The organism is Streptococcus oralis (assembly GCF_003943825.1).
GTDB classification, from domain to species: Bacteria; Bacillota; Bacilli; order Lactobacillales; family Streptococcaceae; genus Streptococcus; species Streptococcus oralis_CD.
Map to the genome: position 1 here is coordinate 99,864 of NZ_RJNJ01000003.1, position 21,141 is coordinate 121,004.

Here is a 21,141-nt window from a genome sequence, read left to right on the forward strand (position 1 = left end):
AACGTTCGGTTTTGTAAATTGAAAGAATTTTTAGAAAATTTCTGTTTTTTTCTTTACACTCAAAAAAAATTCTGCTATAATGGCTCATGTAATAAAATATAACAACAAAAAGGAGAACGATATGACATCTGCTAAAGACTATATCCAAAGCGTGTTTGCAACTGTGAAAGCTCGTAACGGGCATGAGGCTGAATTTCTCCAGGCGGTTGAAGAATTCTTCAGCACTTTGGAACCTGTATTTGAAAAACATCCTGAGTATATCGAAGAAAACATCTTGGCACGTATCACTGAGCCTGAGCGCGTGATTTCTTTCCGTGTTCCTTGGGTGGACCGTGAGGGAAAAGTCCAAGTCAACCGTGGTTACCGTGTTCAATTCAACTCAGCTGTTGGACCATATAAAGGCGGACTTCGTTTCCACCCAACTGTAAACCAAGGGATCTTGAAATTCCTTGGCTTCGAACAAATCTTTAAAAACGTTTTGACTGGACTTCCAATCGGTGGAGGTAAAGGTGGATCAGACTTCGATCCTAAAGGGAAGACTGATGCTGAAGTGATGCGCTTCTGCCAAAGCTTCATGACTGAATTGCAAAAATACATCGGACCATCTCTTGATGTACCTGCTGGTGATATCGGTGTTGGAGGACGTGAAATTGGTTACCTTTACGGACAATACAAACGTCTTAACCAATTTGATGCGGGTGTCTTGACTGGTAAACCTCTTGGATTTGGTGGTAGCTTGATTCGTCCAGAAGCAACTGGTTATGGATTGGTTTACTACACTGAAGAAATGCTCAAAGCTAATGGTAACAGTTTTGCTGGTAAGAAAGTGGTAATTTCAGGTTCTGGTAACGTAGCTCAATATGCTCTTCAAAAAGCGACTGAACTTGGTGCAACTGTTATCTCTGTATCTGACTCAAATGGTTATGTCATCGACGAAAATGGTATTGACTTCGATCTTTTGGTTGATGTTAAAGAAAAACGCCGTGCTCGTTTGACTGAGTATGCAGCTGAGAAAGCAACTGCTACTTACCATGAAGGTTCTGTATGGACTTACGCTGGTAACTACGACATCGCTCTTCCATGTGCGACTCAAAACGAAATCAACGGTGAAGCAGCTAAACGTTTGGTTGCTCAAGGCGTTATCTGTGTATCTGAAGGTGCTAACATGCCTAGTGACCTTGATGCGATTAAAGTCTACAAAGAAAACGGAATCCTTTACGGACCTGCCAAAGCTGCCAACGCTGGTGGTGTAGCTGTATCAGCGCTTGAAATGAGCCAAAACAGCCTTCGCCTTTCATGGACCCGTGAAGAAGTTGATGGACGCCTCAAAGACATCATGACCAACATCTTCAATACAGCTAAAACAACTGCTGAAACATACGGACTTGGTACTGACTACCTTGCAGGAGCAAATATCGCTGCCTTCGAAAACGTAACAAACGCTATGATTGCACAAGGTATTGTTTAATTAGTCGATACATCCTATCGGAGGACAAATGATGAACTTACGGCCAATGGAAGTAAGAGATAATCCAGCTGTAGCGCAGCTCATTCGAGCTAGTCTTGAAGAATTCGGGCTTGACAAACCTGGAACTGTCTACTTTGATTCTCATCTAGATCATTTGTCCGACTACTATCAACAGCAAGAGAGAGCAGCTTACTTTATTCTGGAAGATGAAGGTCAGCTGGTTGGCTGTGGTGGCTTTGCACCTGTGTCTGATAAGATTGCTGAATTACAAAAACTGTATGTCACTAAAAATAGCCGTGGCAAAGGTTATTCCAGTAGGTTGATAAAGCGGATATTCCATGAGGCCCGTCTAGCTGGTTATGAACAGCTTTATCTAGAAACTTCTACTGAACTGGCTACTGCTGTAGCCATCTATCAACACTATGGTTTCACATCACTGCAAGAACCACTTTCTAACGCCGCCGGCCACCCAGCTATGAATATCTGGATGATAAAATCCCTCTTATCAGATGAATAGATGTCAATACACTCTGATCGAGTTGAGGGCATCAGTACTAACACCCTCAACACAGCTAAAACAACTTTTAAAAATATAGCCTAGGCTATGATAGTAAAGGTATTGTTTCAGCACTATCACACTAGAATAAATCCGACTGCTTATAAAAGCAGCCGGATTTTTATATATCTAATTTTTCAAAAAATTTGCCTGTTAACTGCTTTTCTTTTAGCTTCTCAAGTAGCTCATTTTCCAGAAAAGGACTTAGTTCGTCAAAATCTTGACAAACCTTAAAAACAGTCTCTCTGTCCAACTGACCATAAGCTAATTCGTAATAGTCCTTATTATGCTGCCAGTTCTGGTCATAGTTGACATCTGTCCGTTGATAGTAAACGATGTTTTGCTTCGGAGTCAGGTAAAGCTTCTGTGTTAGAATGCTTTTCTGATCTTTAGATAACTTGCTACGACTGAAAATCTTAACACCTTGAAAAATCTTGCGCTCATGAATTCCTTGATCTGTCACCTTCAATTCAATTCTTTTATAGTGCATACTATCACCTCCTGAAATTACCTACATTATATCATGTTCTGGCAAATTTTCAAACAAAAGTGTCATTTCCAAAAGTCTTCAGTCGCCTCTAAAATCTCTTCTGTTGGTGTTACTGTGGCCTCAATAATGCTCTTGCCAGTCTTTTTCAGATAGGCTTGTATAAGATGATAGCCATAAGCATAGCCTGCAGCATAAGGCATACCAACCGGTATTTGACCTTGAATCTCAGCAATTTCATCACCGTAAAGATAAGGAGCCATTTCCGCCATACCTGTTAGCTGAAGCTGACTTGAGATGATGGGCTTAATCTCTTCTAACTGCTCTGGACTGGTTGAAGTAACCCAAGGCCCAATGAGATCCTTACCATAGAGCTCAGCCGCAAAAGACTCTGCCAATCCTTCACTGACTACCCAGTCTGCTAGTGTCGTCTGCTGATTCCATTTGATAAATTGGAAGCGGACATTGTGATTGCACTCGTGAGCCAATGCCGCTTGAATACGTGGCAAAGTATAGTCATTAGGCAGTATGCTTAACATGAGATAACCTGGGATTCCACCATCTCCGCTGTAACCCTTATGGAGCTGTAACATGGCCTTTTCAGGGTTGCCCAATAAAATAGTAAAATGGTAATCCTCAACCTCTAAATCATAGCCAGCTTGCTTAAAAAGACCGATACTCCTCTTGATGGTTTCCTGGCAGTCCTGCCAGAGTTGATCAGAGCTCAGAGCGTTGATAGCTGGTCTATCCTCTTCCGAGAGAGTTGCGGGCAACTGATTCATAAATCCAAGTAGAAATAGAGCATCAAATCCTCCAGGATACTTCGCTTTCAGAGGAATGTGTTGAGTTTGGTATTTGGAAGCAAAAGGTGCTAAAATCTTAGCTCGAAAGAGACCTTCTCTCTTTTCTAAAGGAAGCTCGAGCATCTCCTGATAAACTTTATCTGAACGAATCGTATTGATTTGCATAATAAACTCCTTTCTTATCTACTATTAGTATAATCCCTTCCCTAAGGTCAGGGTCAAGAAGAAAATTGAAATTATATCAAGATTCTAGTAATTGTTAGTAAAAAAACTAGAACTTTCGTATCAGACCATAATTTCAAGTAGGTTTACCCATTTAAAATCGTAACAGAAAAAACCGCTACTCCTGAGAATAGCGGTTTAATCATGTTTTTAAGCTACTAATGTAGTTGCTCTATTATTTAAGAGTAACTGAAGCTCCAGCTTCTTCCAATTTAGCTTTGATTTCTTCAGCTTCTGCAGTTGGAACGCCTTCTTTGATGACACCTGGTGCACCATCAACAAGTTCTTTAGCTTCTTTAAGTCCAAGACCAGTGATTTCACGTACAACTTTGATAACGCCAACTTTTTTATCACCAGCAGCTGTCAACTCAACGTCAAATGAGTCTTTAGCAGCACCAGCGTCAGCAGCACCAGCTGCAGCAACAGCTACAGGAGCAGCTGCAGTTACACCAAATTCTTCTTCGATAGCTTTTACAAGGTCGTTCAATTCAAGGATTGAAGCTTCTTTAATTTCAGCAATAATGTTTTCAATGTTCAATGCCATTGTTATTTCCTCCAAATAAGTTTTTAATTTTATAATCGTTTTTCCGTAGCTAGGCTACGCTGCGTAGCTTAAGATTAAGCTGCGTCTTCTTTGTTGTCTGCAACCGCTTTGACTGCAAGAGCAACGTTGCGCACTGGCGCTTGAAGTACAGAAAGGAGCATAGAAAGAAGTCCTTCGCGGTTTGGAAGAGTTGCAAGTGCAAGAATCTCTTCTTTTGATGCGACAGCGCCTTCGATTGCACCACCTTTGATTTCAAGTGCTTCAGCGTTTTTAGCAAAATCGTTCAAGATTTTCGCTGGTGCGATAACATCTTCGTTAGAAAATGCTACTGCAGATGGTCCAACAAATACTGATGCAAGATCTTCAAGACCAGCTTTTTCAGCTGCACGACGTAAGATTGAGTTTTTAATAACTTTATACTCAACTTCGCTTCCACGAAGCTCACGACGAAGAACTGTATCTTGCTCAACTGTCAAACCACGAGCGTCTACAACGACGATAGATGCAGCAGCTTTCATTTTCTCAGCTACTACGTCAACTAGTTCCGCTTTCTTAGCAATAATTGCTTCACTCATTAGTGTGTTCACCTCCGTAATTATTTTGCTTGGGGAATTTTTTCAAAAGAAAAACGCGCCCAAACCTAGACACGAAAGTACAATACGCTTCTTTTTACATGATACGTTTTGTCCTCGGTAGGATCTTTATGAGTCGAGCTCCCCTACTGTCTTAGGCAGTTTTTTCAAACCGTATATAAGTATAGCATAGACAAAAAAAGAATGCAAGATTTTTGCAAACTTTTTTTAAATTTTTTTAAATCTCTACTGTCAAAACTTTGCCTTGCTTAACCACCTGTTCTCCAGCGATATAAACATCATCTACATCACTGGATTTGACAGCATAAACCAGGTGAGAGAGCATATTTCCCTGAGGTTGAAGATGGATTTTTCCTTGTGGTTGAATGACCAGAAAATCTGCCTGTTTGCCGACTTCTAGGCTTCCTATCTGCTTTTCCATTCCTAGAACCTTAGCTCCTTCGATTGTCAGTGCCTTAAGGGCTGTCTCGATAGGAAATTGGCTAGCATCTCCACTCTTCATCTTCTGAAGAAGGGCTGCTGTCCGTCCTTCCTCAAACATATCTAGATTGTTATTGGAAGCAACCGAGTCAGTCGCAATTCCAACTGCTACTCCTGCTTTTTGGAGTTGGTTGATTGGAGCGATTCCTGAGGCCAGTTTGAGGTTACTAATAGGATTGTGGGCGATAGCCACTTGAGAAGTCGCCAAGCGTTCAATTTCTCTCTCGTTTAGCTCGACCCCATGAGCAAAGACAGACGGATAATCTAAATAACCCAGTTCTTCTAGAAAGGCGAGGGGACGTTTGCCATAGCGTTTGAGGATAATTCCTGACTCTTCCTTGGTCTCTGCCACATGGATATGGATAGGAATGTCCAGCTTTTTTGCCATATCTAAGCTCGCTTCCAGCAAGTCTCTACTACAGCTGTAGGGAGAATGTGGAGCTACCATAACCTTGAAATTTGGGTTTTCATATCCTAAGATTTCCTCTATGATGGCTCGGGTTCTGCTTATGGTCTCAGCAGTTGTTTCTGCCTCTGAAGAAAAGAGGGTCGGTGAGAAATAACAACTCATCTTGGAAGCCTTAACTGCCTGATAAATTTGCTCAATATCCACACCATTGGGATTATACATATCGTTGAAGGTTGTTGTTCCTGACTGGAGCATCTCTGTCAGAGCTTCTTTGACTGCCTTGGTAGTCATATCGGGAGTAAATCCTGCTTCTGCTGGCCAGATATAGTCATTGAGCCATTCGTGGAGATTGCTGTCATCCTGAATTCCTCGCAAACCTTTCATGGCAGAATGGGTGTGGCAATTAACCAAACCAGGCATGATCCAGGCTCCCTGATAGTCTATAATCTGCTCAGCTTGCTCTAAAATCTCTGGCTCCTCTTGGCCGACATAGACGATTTGAGAATCCTTAACGGCTAAGACACCATCCAAATAAACATGGAAATCTTGGTCACAAGTCACGATATTTACATGCTGATAGACTTTCATTGTTTTCTCCTTCTAAGACCTTGATTTTTTCTAGCTATTGTAACAAAAAAGTCACCCGAAGGCAACTTTTAGTGTCATTAAGAATTTAAATGGGTAGGAATGACTTATTCAGAGCTAAAGGCCGCAGCTTTTTGCATTTGGTAATACTTGCCCTTTCTATCCATGAGATCATGATGGTTACCATGCTCTACAATGTCACCATCTACCAAGACAAGAATCAAATCCGCATCCTGAATGGTTGACAAACGGTGAGCAATAATAAAGCTTGTGCGCCCCTTCATGAGTTTGGCAAAGGCATCCTGTACTAGCACCTCTGTCCGTGTATCGATGGAGGAAGTCGCCTCGTCTAAGATAAGAATCTTTGGAATAGCTAGAAAGACTCGGGCGATGGTCAAGAGCTGGGCTTGACCGACAGAGAGAGATTCTCCTGCATTTTCCAACTTGGTATTGTATCCCTGTGGCAACTGTTGGATGAAAAAGTCTGCGTTGGCTGCTTTTGCGGCAGCAATCACCTGCTCCCTACTGGCATCAGGATTTCCAAAGGCAATATTGTCATGAATGGTCCCTTGCTTGAGCCAGGTTTCTTGGAGTACCATCCCAAACTGCTGTCTCAATGACGCTCGGGTATAGTCGTAAATGGAACAACCGTCTAGCAAGATATCTCCTGAATTAATAGGATAAAAACGCATGAGGAGATTGATGAGAGTTGACTTACCAGCGCCTGTCGGACCAACGATGGCTACCTTGCTACCAGCTGGGATATCGATAGACAAATCCTTAATCAAGATCCTTTCAGGATGGTAACCAAAAGAAACATGCTTAAAGGAAATGGCTCCCTTAACTTGGTCACTGGTCAAGACTTCCTTACCTGTTTCAGCCACCTCTGGACTTTCTAAGACAGCATAGACGCGCTCTGCGCAAGCGAGAACACTTTGCAACTCAGCTAGCACTGAAGAGATATCGTTAAAGGGCTTGGTATACTGCTGAACATAGTTCAAAAAAGTTACTAAACGCCCAATGGTCAAGGTTGAACCCATCATGATACGATAAGCTCCCACTCCAGCAAGAAGAGCATAGATGAGTGCATTGACAAAGCGAGTCGAAGGATTAACCGTTGATGAATAAAAGATAGCTGACTGAGAATAACCTGCGTAGTTGCCATTCGCCTCGTGCAGTCTTTGGATAAACTCTGTCTGAGCATTGAAGGACTGGATAATAGTCTGCTGGCTAAGCGATTCTTCAATCAACTGAGTCTGAATTCCCCTCGTCTCTGTTTGCTTCTGGAAGAGATGATAAGACCGTTTGGCAATAAAGCGTGAAATCACCATGGATAGTGGTGTCAACAGCAAGACCAAGAGGGTCATGAGGAGATGAATTTGGATCATGGCTAAAATACTAACCAAAATCATCAAAACACCAATGAAAAATTGGTTAAAAATCATGGTCAAGCCGGCTGCCAGCTGCTCTATGTCTGTGGTCACTCGACTGACCATCTCTCCACTGCCTTGCCGATCCACAAAAGCAATCGGTAACCGATGGAGCTTATGAATAATTCGCTCTCGTAAATCTCTGGTATAAGAGAAGATTAGGCGATTATAGAGAAGAGGATTGACCCATTGTACCAGAGTATTTCCTATGACCACCAAGATCATCTGGATGAAAATCTGCCAAAAAATTGGTGAAGAACCAGCCACAAGGACCTGGTCAATGACCTGCCCAATCAAGATAGGTAGGTAGATCGATAAAGCAACTTGGGCAATAGTTCCTAGAAAGGCAAGGAAAAGGAGGAAGGGATGGCTTGCTAAATCTATGGCCAAACGTTTGAGCGTCTGGTTTGCAGTTTGTCGTTTCATGCTAGTCCTCCTTTCCATGTTGGGATGCATTGATTTCGCGATAGACTTGGCTAGTCTTCATCAAGTCATCGTGCTTGCCAACAGCTAGTAACTCACCTTTTTCCAAGAGGAGAATCTGGTCAGCCATCTGAAGTGTCGAATTCCGTTGAGAAATCAAGATTAAGCTCGTGTTAGGTAAATTCTCTCGGATAGCTTTCAAGAGATTGGACTCGGTAATGGTGTCGAGGGCCGAGGTCGCATCATCTAAGATGAGAAATGGAGCTTGGCGCAAGACTGCACATGCGATAGACAGCCTTTGTTTTTGTCCACCTGAGAAATTTCGACCGCCAGCCTCAACCAGGGCATCCAAGAGTCCTTCCTTTTCACTGACAAAATCCTTAGCTTGCGCAATCTCCAAGGCCTGCCAGAGTTGCTGGTCAGACACTTCTCGATTGAAACCCAAAGTCAAGTTGGAACGAATAGTTCCCATAAAGAGTTCGACCTTTTGGGGCACATAGGCAATCCAAGACCGCCATTGCTCAAGATTACGAGGACTACGTCCATTTCGATAAAGGTCAATGCTCCCCTTATCTACTGGATAAAGTCCAAGTAAGACTTGCACCAAGCTTGATTTACCTGAACCAGTTCCCCCGATGATACCAAGGAGCTGCCCTTGAGTCATATTAAAGGAAATGTCTCTCAGAGAAGCTTGAGCCGCATCGGGATAGGTAAAGGTCAATTCTTGGACTTTCAAAACCCGATCACCGGTAGCTTGCTTTTCTTCTAATTCTGAAAAAATATCTTCTGGAGCTTCGGTAAAAACTTCCCCAATTCGCTTGGCTGAGATATAGGACTGGTTGAGGGAATTTATCAGCATGGCGAGCTTAACCAATTCCACCAAAATTTGTAAGAGGTAGTTGATAAGGGCAATAAGAGCACCTTGACTGAGTAAACCTCCTTGAATTGAAATATAGCCCTGCCAGATGATGACAAGAAGAGTTCCATTGACAATCAGATAGGTCAGAGGTGTTAACAAACTAGACCAGAAACCCGTCTTTTCTTGCAATCTAGCATAAACTTGGTTAAGGGTTTGAAAAATCTGTAACTCTCGTTTTTCCTGACCAAAAGCACGAATAACTCGCATGCCTTGTAATTGCTGGCGCGTTTCCTGAACCAGCTGATCCGTTTTCTTTCTGAGACTGCTGTAGAGAGGATTGACCAGTCGAGAGAGACCGACAATGACAATCGTCAAAATGACAACCATAACTAAGAACCAGAAAGTCAGCTCAGCCGAGATGCGATAGGCCATAAAAATGGCTCCAAAAACGATAATAGGCGCTCTCAAAAAGAGGCGCAGGAATTGATTGATACCAGTCTGTATCTGGTAGGTATCCGAAGTCAAGCGAGTCACCAAGCTCGAAGTTGTCAAACGATCTCTGCTATCCTTGGGTAAGGAAAGAATATGACGATAAAGGTCGTCTGTCAGTTCTTTGGCAAAACCAACCGCTGCCTTGGCTGAGTAAAACTGGGCTACCAAGGCCACTAAAACACCAATTACTGCAAAGATAAGGAGCAGGCCAATCTGCATCCAAAGATGTCCTTGATCTCTCTGGGGCAAGGACTGGTCAACAATCCCTGCAATCACCATGGGAACCAGGAGCTCAAAAACAGCTTCTAGTAACTTGAACAAGGGTGCCAAAATCGATTCCTTGATGTAGGGTTTGAAGTAAGATAGTAAGTGTTTCATAAGTCCCTTCTATTCTTATTCTGGAAATGAAGAAAGTGGGAAGCCCCACCCTCTCAGTTTTATTTGTTTAAGTAAGGTAATAGATAGCCATATCCTGCTTTTTCCATCTCATCCTTGGCTACAAAGCGTAAGGAAGCAGAATTAATACAGTAACGCAGGCCACCTAACTCCTGAGGTCCATCTGTGAAAACATGACCCAAGTGAGCATTGCCTGAGCGAGAACGAACCTCGATTCGCTCCATTCCATGGCTCAGGTCCTTGTAATAGTGAATCAACTCCTTAGAAATCGGACGACTAAAACTTGGCCAACCACAACCTGAAGCAAACTTATCCTTAGCGAAAAAAAGAGGTTCACCCGTCGTGATGTCTACATAAATCCCTTCTTCAAAGGTCTGGTCATAAGCATTACTAAATGGAGCCTCTGTAGCAGCTTCTTGCGTAACACGGTAAGACTCTTCAGTTAAGCTTTCCTTTAACACCTCTTGACTAGGCTTTTCATAGTTAGAGGCGTCAATCAATGGCTTCTCAGCATCGGTCACATCGATATGACAGTAACCGGAAGGATTCTTCTTAAGATAGTCTTGATGGTAGTCTTCTGCTAAAATGTAGTGACGAAGTTTCTCCACCTCTACTGCAATCTTTCGACCCAGCATACGCTCCTGCTCCTGCACCACTGTGTAGATAGCTGGCAAGTCTGCTTCATCCTGATAATAGATTCCCGTTCGATATTGGCGACCGCGGTCATTCCCTTGTTGGTTAATAGACAAGGGATCAATAACACGGAAATAATAAAGCAAAATCTCTCTAAGTGACACTGCTTTCTCATCATAAATCACTTGAACAGTCTCTGCATGGTCTGTTTCCTTGAGCAACTGGTAATTGGTCGTTTCGACTTGGCCATTAGCGTAGCCGACACTGGTTGCTAGCACTCCAGCAATTCGGGAAAAATACTCCTCTAGGCCCCAAAAACAACCACCTGCTAGATAAATTTCTGCCATCTTTATTTCTCCTTTATCAAGTTTTTAAACTATCCTTTTTTTCAAAAAAAGGATAGGAAGTCCTCTGGTCGAGAATTTCCCCATCCTATCTTCTATTCTTTATTTTGCTTCGACACGGACACCTTGCGTATCAACTTTCAAGTCATGCAGTTTGCCTTTGAAAGGTTGCTTTTGCAATTCTGCCTTAATAGCCGGCATCTTGTCATGAGAGGCCAAGACCATCACTGTTGGCCCAGCACCAGAGAGGTAGGTTGCATAGGCACCATTCTCTTTAGCTACTTGCTTAATCGTCGCAAATTCTCTCACTAGGTCCTGACGATAGCGCTCATGGAAGAGGTCCCCCTCGATTGCTTGCCCAGCAGTCACCATATCTCCTGCCAACAAGGCTGCAACCGCCACATTGGCGATAGAACTAGCTGCAACAGCTTCCTTGTAGGACAATTTCTTAGGAAGGACACCACGGCTATCGCGAGTGCGCAATTCATAGTTGGGAATATAAGCTAAAAAATCACACTCTGGGAAATCTGCCACAATCGCAGAAACCTGCCCTTCAACAGAGCTCGCAACAACAAGATTTCCATAGATAGCTGGAGCCACATTGTCTGGATGCCCTTCAATCTTAGTCGCCAGCTGCAATTTGTCATGGTCAGATAGGTTGAGCTTGCCCAGTTGGTTAGCCAGTTCAATCCCAGCAACGATAACCGAGCTAGAAGAACCCAAACCACGCGCCAAGGGAACATCGCTGGTCATTTTCAAGCGTCTCGGTTGCAAGTCTGGCGCAATTTGCAAGGCAATCTTGAGCAAGAGATTACGCTCGTCATGGGGAATCCATTTGCCAATCTGGTGTTCAATCAACCACTCATCCCGTTCTTCACAAACCTCAATTTGAAGATACTTGGTTACAGCTACACCGACCGAATCAAAACCTGGCCCAATATTGGCACTGGTTGCAGGTACAATAATCTTCATCCTATTCTCCTAACACCTTGAAGGTATTCAAGAGGTCAAATTCTGAAGCTTTGGCCAACTCAGCTGAAACATTCTCAAGTTGTGCTTTATTAATCTTATGAGTGATAATCACTACACGCGCCTTGTCACCCTCTTTGCCATCTTGGAGGATTTGCTTGAAGGAAATATCTTGGGCATTAAAGATTTCAGCCAATTTCAAGACCTGACCTTTTGAGTCTGGTGCCAAGATTGAGAAATAGTAGTTTGCTTTAACATCTTCAGGATTTGCCAAAACCAAGTCACGGCTATATTCGTTGAAGTCTTTACCAATAGTACCATCATTCAAGCGACGAACGATACGGACAATATCTGCTACAACACTTGTTGCAGTCGGTTTTTGACCCGCACCTGGTCCGTAGTACATAGATTCACCGATACCGATAGATTCTACAAAAACAGCGTTCATTACCCCATTCACACTGGCAAGTGGATGTGCTTTAGGAAGGAAGGTTGGAGTCACTTCTGCAGCAATACCTGAAGGAGTTTCCTCGATAGAACCAACCAATTTCACTACATAGCCAAGGTCTTGGGCTACAGCTACGTCTTCTGGTGTGATGTTGCGGATTCCCTTGTGGGCTACATCGTCAAAGGCAACCTTCATACCAAAAGCAAACTGGCTCAAAATCACCATCTTGTAGGCTGCGTCAATCCCATCCACGTCATTTGTAGGGTCGCTTTCTGCAAATCCAAGTCTTTGTGCTTCAGCCAGAGCATCATCGTAAGACCAGCCTTCTTCGACCATCTTGGTCATCATGAAGTTGGAAGTTCCGTTAACGACACCAAGAACGCGCGTAATTTTGTCAGAAGCTAATGAATTTGCCAAAGTACGAAGAATTGGAATCCCACCAGCAACTGCTGCTTCGTAGTAAAGTGCTACCTTATGCTCTTTAGCGATTTCTAGCAATTCTGCACCATGGACAGCCAAAAGGTCCTTGTTAGCAGTAACAACGTGTTTCCCAGCTTCTAAGGCACGAGTGATAAAGGTCTTAGCTGGTTCGATACGCCCCATCAATTCCACTACAATAGTAATGTCCTTGTCTGATAAAATATCATCTACATTGGTCACAAAGTTAAAGTCATTTCCTGCTGCAAGCAAGCGGTTCTTTTCATCTTCATCCTTGACCAATACCTTGGCTACTTCAATCTCTGAATGAGCTGACTGAACGATTTTTTCTCCATTTTCCTTTAGTAGGAATGGCACACCACTTGCAACGGTACCAAATCCGAGTAAAGCAATTTTAACTGTCATGTTTGTCTCCTAGAAATTTTCTGATATAGCCATTATAACAGAATTTTGTGAAAATTCCTATTATAGTAAATCACTATTTCGATCTAGAAAAGAAAAAACGAATCCCATGATTCGTCTTTCTTGATAAATGAAAATTGATTTTAAAAATTATGAACGAATCTTTTGCAGACCGAGAACTGCGTCATGGTTAATCAATATTTGCCCATACTCTTGCAAAACGGAACGACTGATGTCACTGTCGTCTGCAAATTCACGCATACGAGCCAAGAGCCAGGCCGGATATGGACTAGGATGATTTTCTACATCGACTAAGATTGTCAAATAGTAGTGCCCATTCATCTTATAGAGCTCAGAGGTTTCCATCTGGTAGTTAACCGTCTTTGCAAAAGCAACTAAGTCAGCAAGGCTTGCAAAGCGCAGGATATAGTAGATATAAGGTTCTTTCTTACTCTCAGTCTCCTTGTCTGCCTGCTCTTGCTCTTCTTCCTTTGCTTCGACCTGCTCTAGAGATTGGATGGCCTCAATATCGTCCTTGGTCTTATCTGCAATGCTCTTTTCCAAGGTTTTGAGAAATTCATCTGGCGACATTTGGGCTAATTCTTCCATGTCTGGTAGATCCGCCAAATCTTCAAAATCCAGATTTTGGTCAATCTTGGATTTGGTCACAAAGACGTCCACCTTATCAGGTTTTGGCGTCACGCGGAAACTCAGCATGCCACTATCCAAGAAATTGTCTGGCATCTCTAACTCATCTAGAATAGCATAGAAAAACTCTTCAGTTTTTTCCTGAGGAACGAGAAAGTCTGCAATCTCCATTCCTCGGTCCATCAAATCATCTAAAGTCATTGTGATTTTCAGTGTTGTATCACTAATTTGTTTCATCTTCATATCTAGTAACCTCATACTTTCAGTCTATCTATTATACTAGATTTTTACGATTTTATCAAAAGAATGAAGCGAGAATGTGATATAATACTAGATATGATTTTAGATTTAAGAAAGAAAGTTCAATGAAAAATATAAAAGTAAATGCCTTGGCCAGCTTGCTGGTCAATATTCTCAATATCGTTTTTCCACTGATAACCAATCCTTATCTGACGCGGATTCTCAGCAAATCCAATTACGGTTATTTCAATACAGCCAATACCTGGGCAAGTTTCGTTATTCCACTAGCTGCCTTTGGAATATACAACTACGGGATTCGAGCTATCAGTAAGGTCAAGGATGACAAGAATAAAATCAACTACGTCTTTTCTAAGTTGTTTTATATCTCGGTTTTCACCTCCCTCCTGACCACTGGTATCTACTTCCTCATTATCTTCTTTGACACCAGCATTGAGAATCTGAAAGTCCTCTACTACATCCTAGGGGCCCAAGCACTCTTCCAATTTCTCAATATCGAATGGATGAACGAGGCTTATGAAAACTATGCCTTCATCCTCTACAAAACATTAATCATTCGAATTACCATGCTGGTCGCTATCTTCGCCTTCGTTAAAACGGCAGATGATATCGTTCCTTATGCTATCGTTATGACAGCGACCACTATCCTCAACTACCTGCTCAGTTTTCTTTGGATTAAGAGAGAAGTTTCTTTTGTTAAGATCGGTTTCGTCGAACTTGCTAAAGCTTCTAAACCGCTCTTTACTATGCTTCTCTTAGCAAACGCTAATATGCTTTATACCTTGCTAGACAGAATGTTTATCACCAAGGGACCAGATGAAAACTATATTTCCTATTATACAATTGCCTATAGTATCGTCATGTTGATTGCCAGTGTCTTGAGTGGAGCTATCAACGTCAGTATTCCACGCCTCGGCTACTATCTCGGGAAAAAGGATTACAAGTCCTATAATTATCTCGTGAATCAAGCGGCATCCTTATTCTATTTCCTTATGGTTCCAACTAGTATCGGGATTATGATATTGGGGCGGTACGCAACTGTTATTTATTCTTCTGAAAAATATCTTGAAGCGGGTATCGTAACTAGCGTCTTCGCTTTTCGCACCATCATATGGGCTATTGAGTTGATTCTTGGTAAACAGATTATCTTTATTAACGATCATGAAAATCGCTTAACTGCCTTCTACTTCCTTGGTGGTGGTGCCAATATACTATTAAATAGCATCTTGTATTTCAATAATATTTTTGCACCTGAGTATTACATCGCTACGACCATTATTGCAGAAACTATCGTTGTTTTACTTGAAATTCATTTTATCAAGAAACATCAACTGATTAGTTTAAAAGAAATTTTTATAACCTTAACACGTTATAGCATTATATCCCTTGGTTTTATCCCAATCTTCTATATTTTCAAGATGATTTTCCAAATCAATTCCTACACAGTAAACTTCAATATGATTCTCATGGTTCTTTCTACCGTAGCAACTTGTGGTATCTATTACCTCTTGACCCTCTTTATCACCAAAGACAAAACACTCCACTATGCACTGAACCTTGTACTTGCAAAATTAAAACGAAATTAAAAAATCCCCTACTGATAAATTAGTTGCCAGTAGGGGATTTCTTCTTTATTCGTTTTCTTTCTTTTCAGAAGCGTTGGCTTCTAGATTTGAATCTTGTTTAGGTTGTTCAACAATAGAGGAATTAGCTTCTTGTTTCTGTTCTGGCTTGACTGCATCGCTATTTACAGCAGCAACAGCCTGTTTCCAGATTCCTTCTTCGTTTACTTTGTAACCATCAGGTGTTGTTGCGTTCTTCAACAAAGAACCATTAGCTTGGAAATAGTACCAATTACCATCAAGCTGTTTCCAACCCGTTTGCATAGCTCCTGATTCATCAAAGTAATAATGATCACCATTTACTTTATGAAGGCCAACCAACATGATGCCATCTTCAGGATTTAGATAATACCAGACGCCTTTGTCTTTTATCCAACCAGTTTTCATGGCTCCATTTGATTCAAAGTAACGGTAATGATTATCAAACCATTTCCAGCCTGTTTGCATGGCACCAGATTTGCTAAAGTAATATTGCTTACCATCTACTTGATGGAGGCCGACTAACATAACGCCTTCCTTACCTTCAAGATAATACCAGACATCACCATCTTTCAACCAACCAGTTTGGAGTGCGCCCGACGTAGCGTAGTAATGCCAAGAATCATTTGACCACTGCCATCCAACTTGCATAGTACCTGCAGAGCTGAAGAAATAGTTCTTACCGTCAATCTCTTTAGATCCTACAGCCATAATACCAGTTTCTGGATCCAAATAATACCATGATTCTTTATCTTTCAACCAACCAGTTTTCATAGCACCTGAGTTCGTATAGAAGTACCAGCTATTTTCTTGCCACTTCCAGCCAGTCTGCATGGCACCACTAGCATTCAAATAGTAACGAACACCATTTATATCTTGTCTACCAGTTAACATGATGCCATCTTTATCCAGATAATACCATGTTTCCTGATCCTTGACCCAGCCGGTTTTCATAGCTCCAGAACTTGCAAAATAGTTCCAGTGACCATCAACAAATGCCCAGCCAGTTTGCATGATACCTTCTTGATTAAAGTAGTATGTGCTTCCATTGATATTCTTTTTACCGATGGTCTTTAGCCCATCCTCATCATAGAAATACCAATTTGAATCAATCTTTTGCCATGTTGAAGGCTTACCTGCTGTTTGGAGTGCACCACTTTCGCTAAAGAACATCTTCTTGCCATTATAGACTTGGTGTCCTGTTAGCATCTTCCCATCTGCAGCAAAGAGATACTTTTTCCCTCCAATTTCAGAGAGCTCGCTAAATCGTCTAGCACCATTTGATTGGATATAATACCAAGAGTCATCTAGTTTGAACCAACCACCAGTTTGCATTTTACCATTTTGGTTCAGATAGTAATCATTCCCTTTGGCATTTTCTCCCCAGTCGTCGTTAAGGTGAAGCCAGCGACCTGCTTGCATTTGTCCTTTTCCATTAAAGAAATAAGTGGCTCCGCCAATCTCTCTCCAGCCGATAGCCATTTCTCCGTCAGTCAAACGATATTTCCAATAACCATCTTCTTGATACCATTTTTCGTCAACTACAGGGATATTAGGGAAGGAATTTGAAACATTTGCAAATCCTTTATCGCTAATATCAAAAACGGTAGCGTCTTGAGTTTGGCTCGCAGCATGAAGAACCTGAATATTTTTCTTCTGAAGGTATTCTCTGGTTGAAGCAACATTAATATCTCCACCAGTTGTCTGAATAATCATTTTTGGTGATAAGTTTTCAAGGAAATTAATCGTATTTGAAATTGTCGCATCATAATGGTGGTTCCATTTCATCATATCAACCTTACCGATAACTGGACCTAACTTATCTTCTGCTCCTTCGGCATTATCCAAATCTCCACCAAGATAGATTCTCTTTCCTGCCACAGTCACCACTGAAACGATGGAGTTGGAGTTATCATCTCGAACTTTTTTCAGATTCCCTTCAGCATCATATTCATTCTTATAGTTGTAGAGTTGGATATCCATATCACCTAATTTTAGATGACTATCCTCATCTGAAATATTCTGGATAAGTGTAACTCCTCGTTTTTGAGCTGCTCTCAAAGCATTATCATAATTGAAAAGATTATCCCATAGTCCCCAGTTTGCTGTGATCCGATCATCTGAATATTTTTTCAAATAAAACTTACCGACTTGATATCGATTGAGTATTTCGTCTGCTCCACCAATATGGTCACTATGAACATGAGTTCCTATAATAAAATCTAATTTTTTTACACCTATTTGATCCAAGTGGCGAATCAATCGATCCTCCAATACTTGATAATTTCTCATGGAAATTCCCCAGCGGCTTGGATAGCGTGAGTCACTCCCATCAGGAAAATCATAGTCTTCTCCCATATCAATCAAAGCATAGTGACCATTGCTTTCCAGAAGGATGGCGTCACTCCCAGATTTTGCTTTAGTATTTATGAAATGGATACGATTGCCCGAACCTGCAGAGATAGTATCTGCATCTACTCCTTGCGATAACTGAATCAGTAATAGAAAGAATGCGAGAACACTATAGCTGACTGATTTTAATAACCATTTATTTTTCACCTTGAAAACTCCTTTATCTTAACAATAAGCAACTTTTAAAAATCTAATCAATCCAATAATTTTTATCCCCTCCTGGGACTTGTTGCTCAATAGGTGGTGGAGTCATATAGTTTTCTCCAAATTCGTAGACAAGTATTTCATGGTATTTTCTCGGAACCTTGACCACAATGTTTTCATAAGGCATATCAATCAAATCATAGAGCCATTCTTTTTTTATACCATTTGGATAATAAGGGTCATAGATAGTACAAGTAAGATCTGTTGCTTGATCTACACTATACTTCAAAGCAAGGCTCTCTAATTTTTGATTCCATAGCTGTGGGGAAGTTAAGCGGAAAATAGCTGATCCCATATAACGAGGGAGGTTTTTAAGTCCACCATTCTCAGACTTGATCCCTTTAAAATTCAAAGAAGAAAGGCGAATGAAATATTTGTAGAGCTTCATTTTCTTACGGTCACTTTCCTGTGTTACGACACCATCATATGGAAAAATGTCAACGCAAGTTCCCAATACGACCGTTGGGTCTACGAGGTTAGCATCTCGACGAGTCCTTACATCATAGACTCTCATATAACTGTATGGATATCCCTTTGTTTCTCTGAATGAAATCAATTTGTAGTAGGGATGATTTTCATTTTGTAAAACCTTATACAGTTTTTCAAATTCATCACGCGCCAAGGAAATATCTGTATCATCATCCCAAGGGATAAATCCTTTATGGCGTACAGCTCCTAGTAAGGTTCCAAAATCAATAAAGTATTTGATTTGATGTTGTTCACAAAGCTCATGTAGATACTTTAAAATATCCAATTCTACTTGCTTGATTTCTTCAAGAGTTAAAGTTCTTTCAGACATAGGTTCTATTCTCCTAAATTTGACTATATTTTTAAACGTTTCTTAATCCCAATCCCGTCATTTAGACCTTTTAACAATCTTCCATAATTTAAAATCATGATGAGATACTCTTTGTTCAACCGGTGGCAATTGCATATAGTCTCCGTAGTCTGAGGTCAAAATTTCATGATAATTTTTCGGAATGGTAAATTCCTTACCTTCAAATGTTCCAGTAGTAACTTGTTCTAGCCATTCACGTCTCCACACTGGTTTGTTCATATCCTTGTAGATAAGATAATCCACCTGCTCATAATCTGAGACTTTACGGGATTTTGCAAGCTCCTCAATCTGGGCAACGTATTTGTTCGTATTGGTAAAATAGAAAATAATAACTGACACATAACGTAGCAGTGAATTCAGTACACTTTTCGTATTGGTAATGCCTTTAAAGGTGTAGCAACTCAATTGACGTTTCTTTATCAGTTTCGTCATCTTGTTTTTAAATTCTACGTCATCCTCGTAGCCATCTACAGGGAAAATATCTACATAGATTCCCATATTCGAATCGATGCGAACATCTTCTTCTAGCAAGTAAGTAAGGTTATCCTGCACTTTCATGAAGGGATAGACATAGTTGAGATTATTTTTATAAGACATGACCTCGTAACGTTCATCAGGGTTAGTGATAAGGTAGTCTTGCAACTTTTCATAATCTTCCCGTAACATGCAGATATCCATGTCATCATCCCAAGGGATAAATCCTTGATGACGTACAGCACCAATTAGACTTCCATATGCTAAGAAATACTTGACACCAATTTTCTGACAAACTTCATGAATATACTCCATGATTCCAAGTTCCATCTGTTGAATTTCATTGACATCTGTTACTTCTTGGTACCGAACTCCTTCATCCCGTTTGCAGACTACGAGTCCATAGCCAATCGCTAGCCAGAAGATGATATTAATAAAGTTGGTTGAATACATAATCTGACTTTCAAATAATTGACCAAACAAGATACCAAAGAATAGGATCATGATCAATTTATCAGTATTTTTCTTGGAAACAATCAAATACGTTAAAAAGCGCTTGATGACATAAGCCAGTACAAGAAGGAAGGATACCAAACCTAGAACTCCCGAACTGACAAATATGGTCACAAAAATGTTATGGAAATTCCCACCGATAAGGGAGTTTTGAATCTCAAATTTACTGAAATATTCTGCGTAATAATCTGGAACGTTTCGTACACCATAACCAAAAATTGGTTTGGCACTTCCCATCTTGATGGCATTTTTCCAGATATAGGTTCTACCACTTGGTGTTGTTTCGATCAGATGGAGCTCACCGTTTTTCTTAGTAACAGATGAATCTGTCTCAGCATAGGATTGTCCTTTGTTTAAATCTAAGACAGTCGCAGTTTCAGATGAGATATAGATTGAAGTTACATAGCTTAATCCAATATTAGTTGCAGTAATCAGCAAACCAGCAACTATAAAAGTGAGGAATCGTTTAACGATACTTCCTCTAGTAGCAAAGAAACTATAGAGTCCAATCATGAGAAGTAAAGAAAGTAAGGCTCCTCGACTTTGCATCGTTGCGAAGTAAACGAATTGAATCACATTATTCAGTTTAAGATAAACAGAATATTTACTTCCTTTATGGATCAAATACATAGCCAAAATAATGCTAATGTATGAAAATATCGCACTAGCATTTGGATTGACAATCCCCCACAGACGGCCGTTCATGACACCATAGTAATAAGATTGTTCACCAATCTTAAATAGGATGAGGACTCTACTTATCAATAAACCAAACGCAAAAATTGCTGAAGAAAAAGATACAATTTGAACCGTATAGGCAATCCAGTCAAATAATTTTTTAAGTTGCCCTGATTGTAACATGGTAAATAATAAAACATAGGTTACCATGAAGAGGATTTCAATCACATTTCCAATCAGATGTCCAGAGCGATTGAAAATAGCTGATAGCAGATGACTTCCAGCTAAGAGTCCAAATAAGGATAGAAATTTGCGATCTACCGTGATTTCTTTCCACTTAAACAATAAGGTATAGCAAATATAAAACACTACAATCGCTGATAATCCCTTGTAGAGGGGATTTGCTATCTTATAAACCAGTGAACTCATACTTAAAATCGAAATGAAAACAAATAGATACGCAATCCATAGTTTTGATTTTTCAAAGTATTCATCCATTTTTGAAAAATTCATTTTCAACTCCTTCTCATGATA

At 40.8% G+C, this 21,141-nt stretch carries 17 protein-coding genes and 1 other annotated feature; of the genes, 3 read left to right on the forward strand and 14 right to left on the reverse strand.

All coding sequences use genetic code 11. From position 1 onward, the window contains the following. Positions 1-121: 121 nt before the first annotated feature. On the forward strand, positions 122-1,468 hold the full coding sequence (gene gdhA, locus D8863_RS03600; protein ID WP_125441106.1) for an NADP-specific glutamate dehydrogenase: 1,347 nt from the start codon (positions 122-124) through the stop codon (positions 1,466-1,468). Positions 1,469-1,499: 31 nt separating this feature from the next. Then, entirely contained in the window at positions 1,500-1,985 is a 486-nt protein-coding gene (locus D8863_RS03605) for a GNAT family N-acetyltransferase (protein WP_125441180.1), read from the forward strand. A 160-nt stretch (positions 1,986-2,145) separates the two neighbouring features. Here the strand turns inward: D8863_RS03605 and D8863_RS03610 are convergent, their stop codons facing one another. The 11 genes from D8863_RS03610 to mecA form a co-directional block, all read right to left on the reverse strand. Continuing rightward, complete coding sequence (locus D8863_RS03610; RefSeq protein ID WP_000559015.1) at positions 2,146-2,514, reverse strand: EXLDI protein; 369 nt, start codon at positions 2,512-2,514, stop codon at positions 2,146-2,148. 62 nt (positions 2,515-2,576) lie between these two features. Beyond that, entirely contained in the window at positions 2,577-3,479 is a 903-nt protein-coding gene (locus tag D8863_RS03615) for a DUF2268 domain-containing putative Zn-dependent protease (protein WP_125441107.1), read from the reverse strand. Between the two features lie 232 nt (positions 3,480-3,711). Further along, positions 3,712-4,080, reverse strand: a complete 369-nt coding sequence (gene rplL / locus D8863_RS03620) for a 50S ribosomal protein L7/L12 (protein WP_001196964.1) — start codon at positions 4,078-4,080, stop codon at positions 3,712-3,714. Between the two features lie 74 nt (positions 4,081-4,154). Further along, positions 4,155-4,655 (reverse strand): 50S ribosomal protein L10, encoded by a 501-nt coding sequence (rplJ, locus tag D8863_RS03625; RefSeq protein ID WP_001287273.1) that lies wholly within the window; start codon positions 4,653-4,655, stop codon positions 4,155-4,157. A 38-nt stretch (positions 4,656-4,693) separates the two neighbouring features. Continuing rightward, positions 4,694-4,829 (reverse strand) — a sequence feature (ribosomal protein L10 leader region). Positions 4,830-4,890: 61 nt separating this feature from the next. Continuing rightward, a complete protein-coding gene (locus tag D8863_RS03635) occupies positions 4,891-6,150 on the reverse strand; it encodes a TRZ/ATZ family protein (RefSeq protein ID WP_125441108.1) in 1,260 nt (419 codons plus the stop codon). A gap of 104 nt (positions 6,151-6,254) precedes the next feature. Then, on the reverse strand, positions 6,255-8,003 hold the full coding sequence (locus D8863_RS03640; RefSeq protein WP_125441109.1) for an ABC transporter ATP-binding protein: 1,749 nt from the start codon (positions 8,001-8,003) through the stop codon (positions 6,255-6,257). Position 8,004: 1 nt separating this feature from the next. Further along, positions 8,005-9,729 carry an ABC transporter ATP-binding protein gene (locus D8863_RS03645; protein WP_125441110.1) on the reverse strand — a complete coding sequence of 575 codons (1,725 nt, stop codon included), beginning with the start codon at positions 9,727-9,729 and terminating at the stop codon, positions 8,005-8,007. 59 nt (positions 9,730-9,788) lie between these two features. After that, on the reverse strand, positions 9,789-10,727 hold the full coding sequence (gene msrB, locus D8863_RS03650; protein WP_125441111.1) for a peptide-methionine (R)-S-oxide reductase MsrB: 939 nt from the start codon (positions 10,725-10,727) through the stop codon (positions 9,789-9,791). A 99-nt stretch (positions 10,728-10,826) separates the two neighbouring features. Continuing rightward, positions 10,827-11,696 (reverse strand): homoserine kinase, encoded by an 870-nt coding sequence (gene thrB / locus D8863_RS03655; protein WP_125441112.1) that lies wholly within the window; start codon positions 11,694-11,696, stop codon positions 10,827-10,829. Position 11,697: 1 nt separating this feature from the next. Beyond that, a complete protein-coding gene (locus D8863_RS03660) occupies positions 11,698-12,984 on the reverse strand; it encodes a homoserine dehydrogenase (protein ID WP_000216364.1) in 1,287 nt (428 codons plus the stop codon). A 147-nt stretch (positions 12,985-13,131) separates the two neighbouring features. Further along, entirely contained in the window at positions 13,132-13,872 is a 741-nt protein-coding gene (mecA, locus tag D8863_RS03665) for an adaptor protein MecA (RefSeq protein ID WP_000782704.1), read from the reverse strand. A gap of 122 nt (positions 13,873-13,994) precedes the next feature. On the opposite strand from mecA, the gene D8863_RS03670 reads away from it, so the two are divergent. Then, positions 13,995-15,473: an oligosaccharide flippase family protein gene (locus D8863_RS03670; RefSeq protein WP_000789708.1), complete on the forward strand. Its 1,479-nt coding sequence runs from the start codon at positions 13,995-13,997 to the stop codon at positions 15,471-15,473. A 45-nt stretch (positions 15,474-15,518) separates the two neighbouring features. Here D8863_RS03670 and D8863_RS03675 read toward each other — a convergent pair whose 3' ends face one another. Genes D8863_RS03675 through D8863_RS03685 form a run of 3 tightly spaced genes read right to left on the reverse strand, consistent with a single transcriptional unit; the run spans position 15,519 to position 21,120 of the window. Then, complete coding sequence (locus D8863_RS03675; RefSeq protein ID WP_125441113.1) at positions 15,519-18,047, reverse strand: MBL fold metallo-hydrolase; 2,529 nt, start codon at positions 18,045-18,047, stop codon at positions 15,519-15,521. A gap of 43 nt (positions 18,048-18,090) precedes the next feature. After that, a complete protein-coding gene (locus D8863_RS03680) occupies positions 18,091-18,903 on the reverse strand; it encodes a LicD family protein (RefSeq protein WP_044020565.1) in 813 nt (270 codons plus the stop codon). A 57-nt stretch (positions 18,904-18,960) separates the two neighbouring features. After that, positions 18,961-21,120, reverse strand: coding sequence for an O-antigen ligase family protein (locus D8863_RS03685; RefSeq protein WP_044020563.1), 2,160 nt, complete (start codon positions 21,118-21,120; stop codon positions 18,961-18,963). Positions 21,121-21,141: the final 21 nt, after the last annotated feature.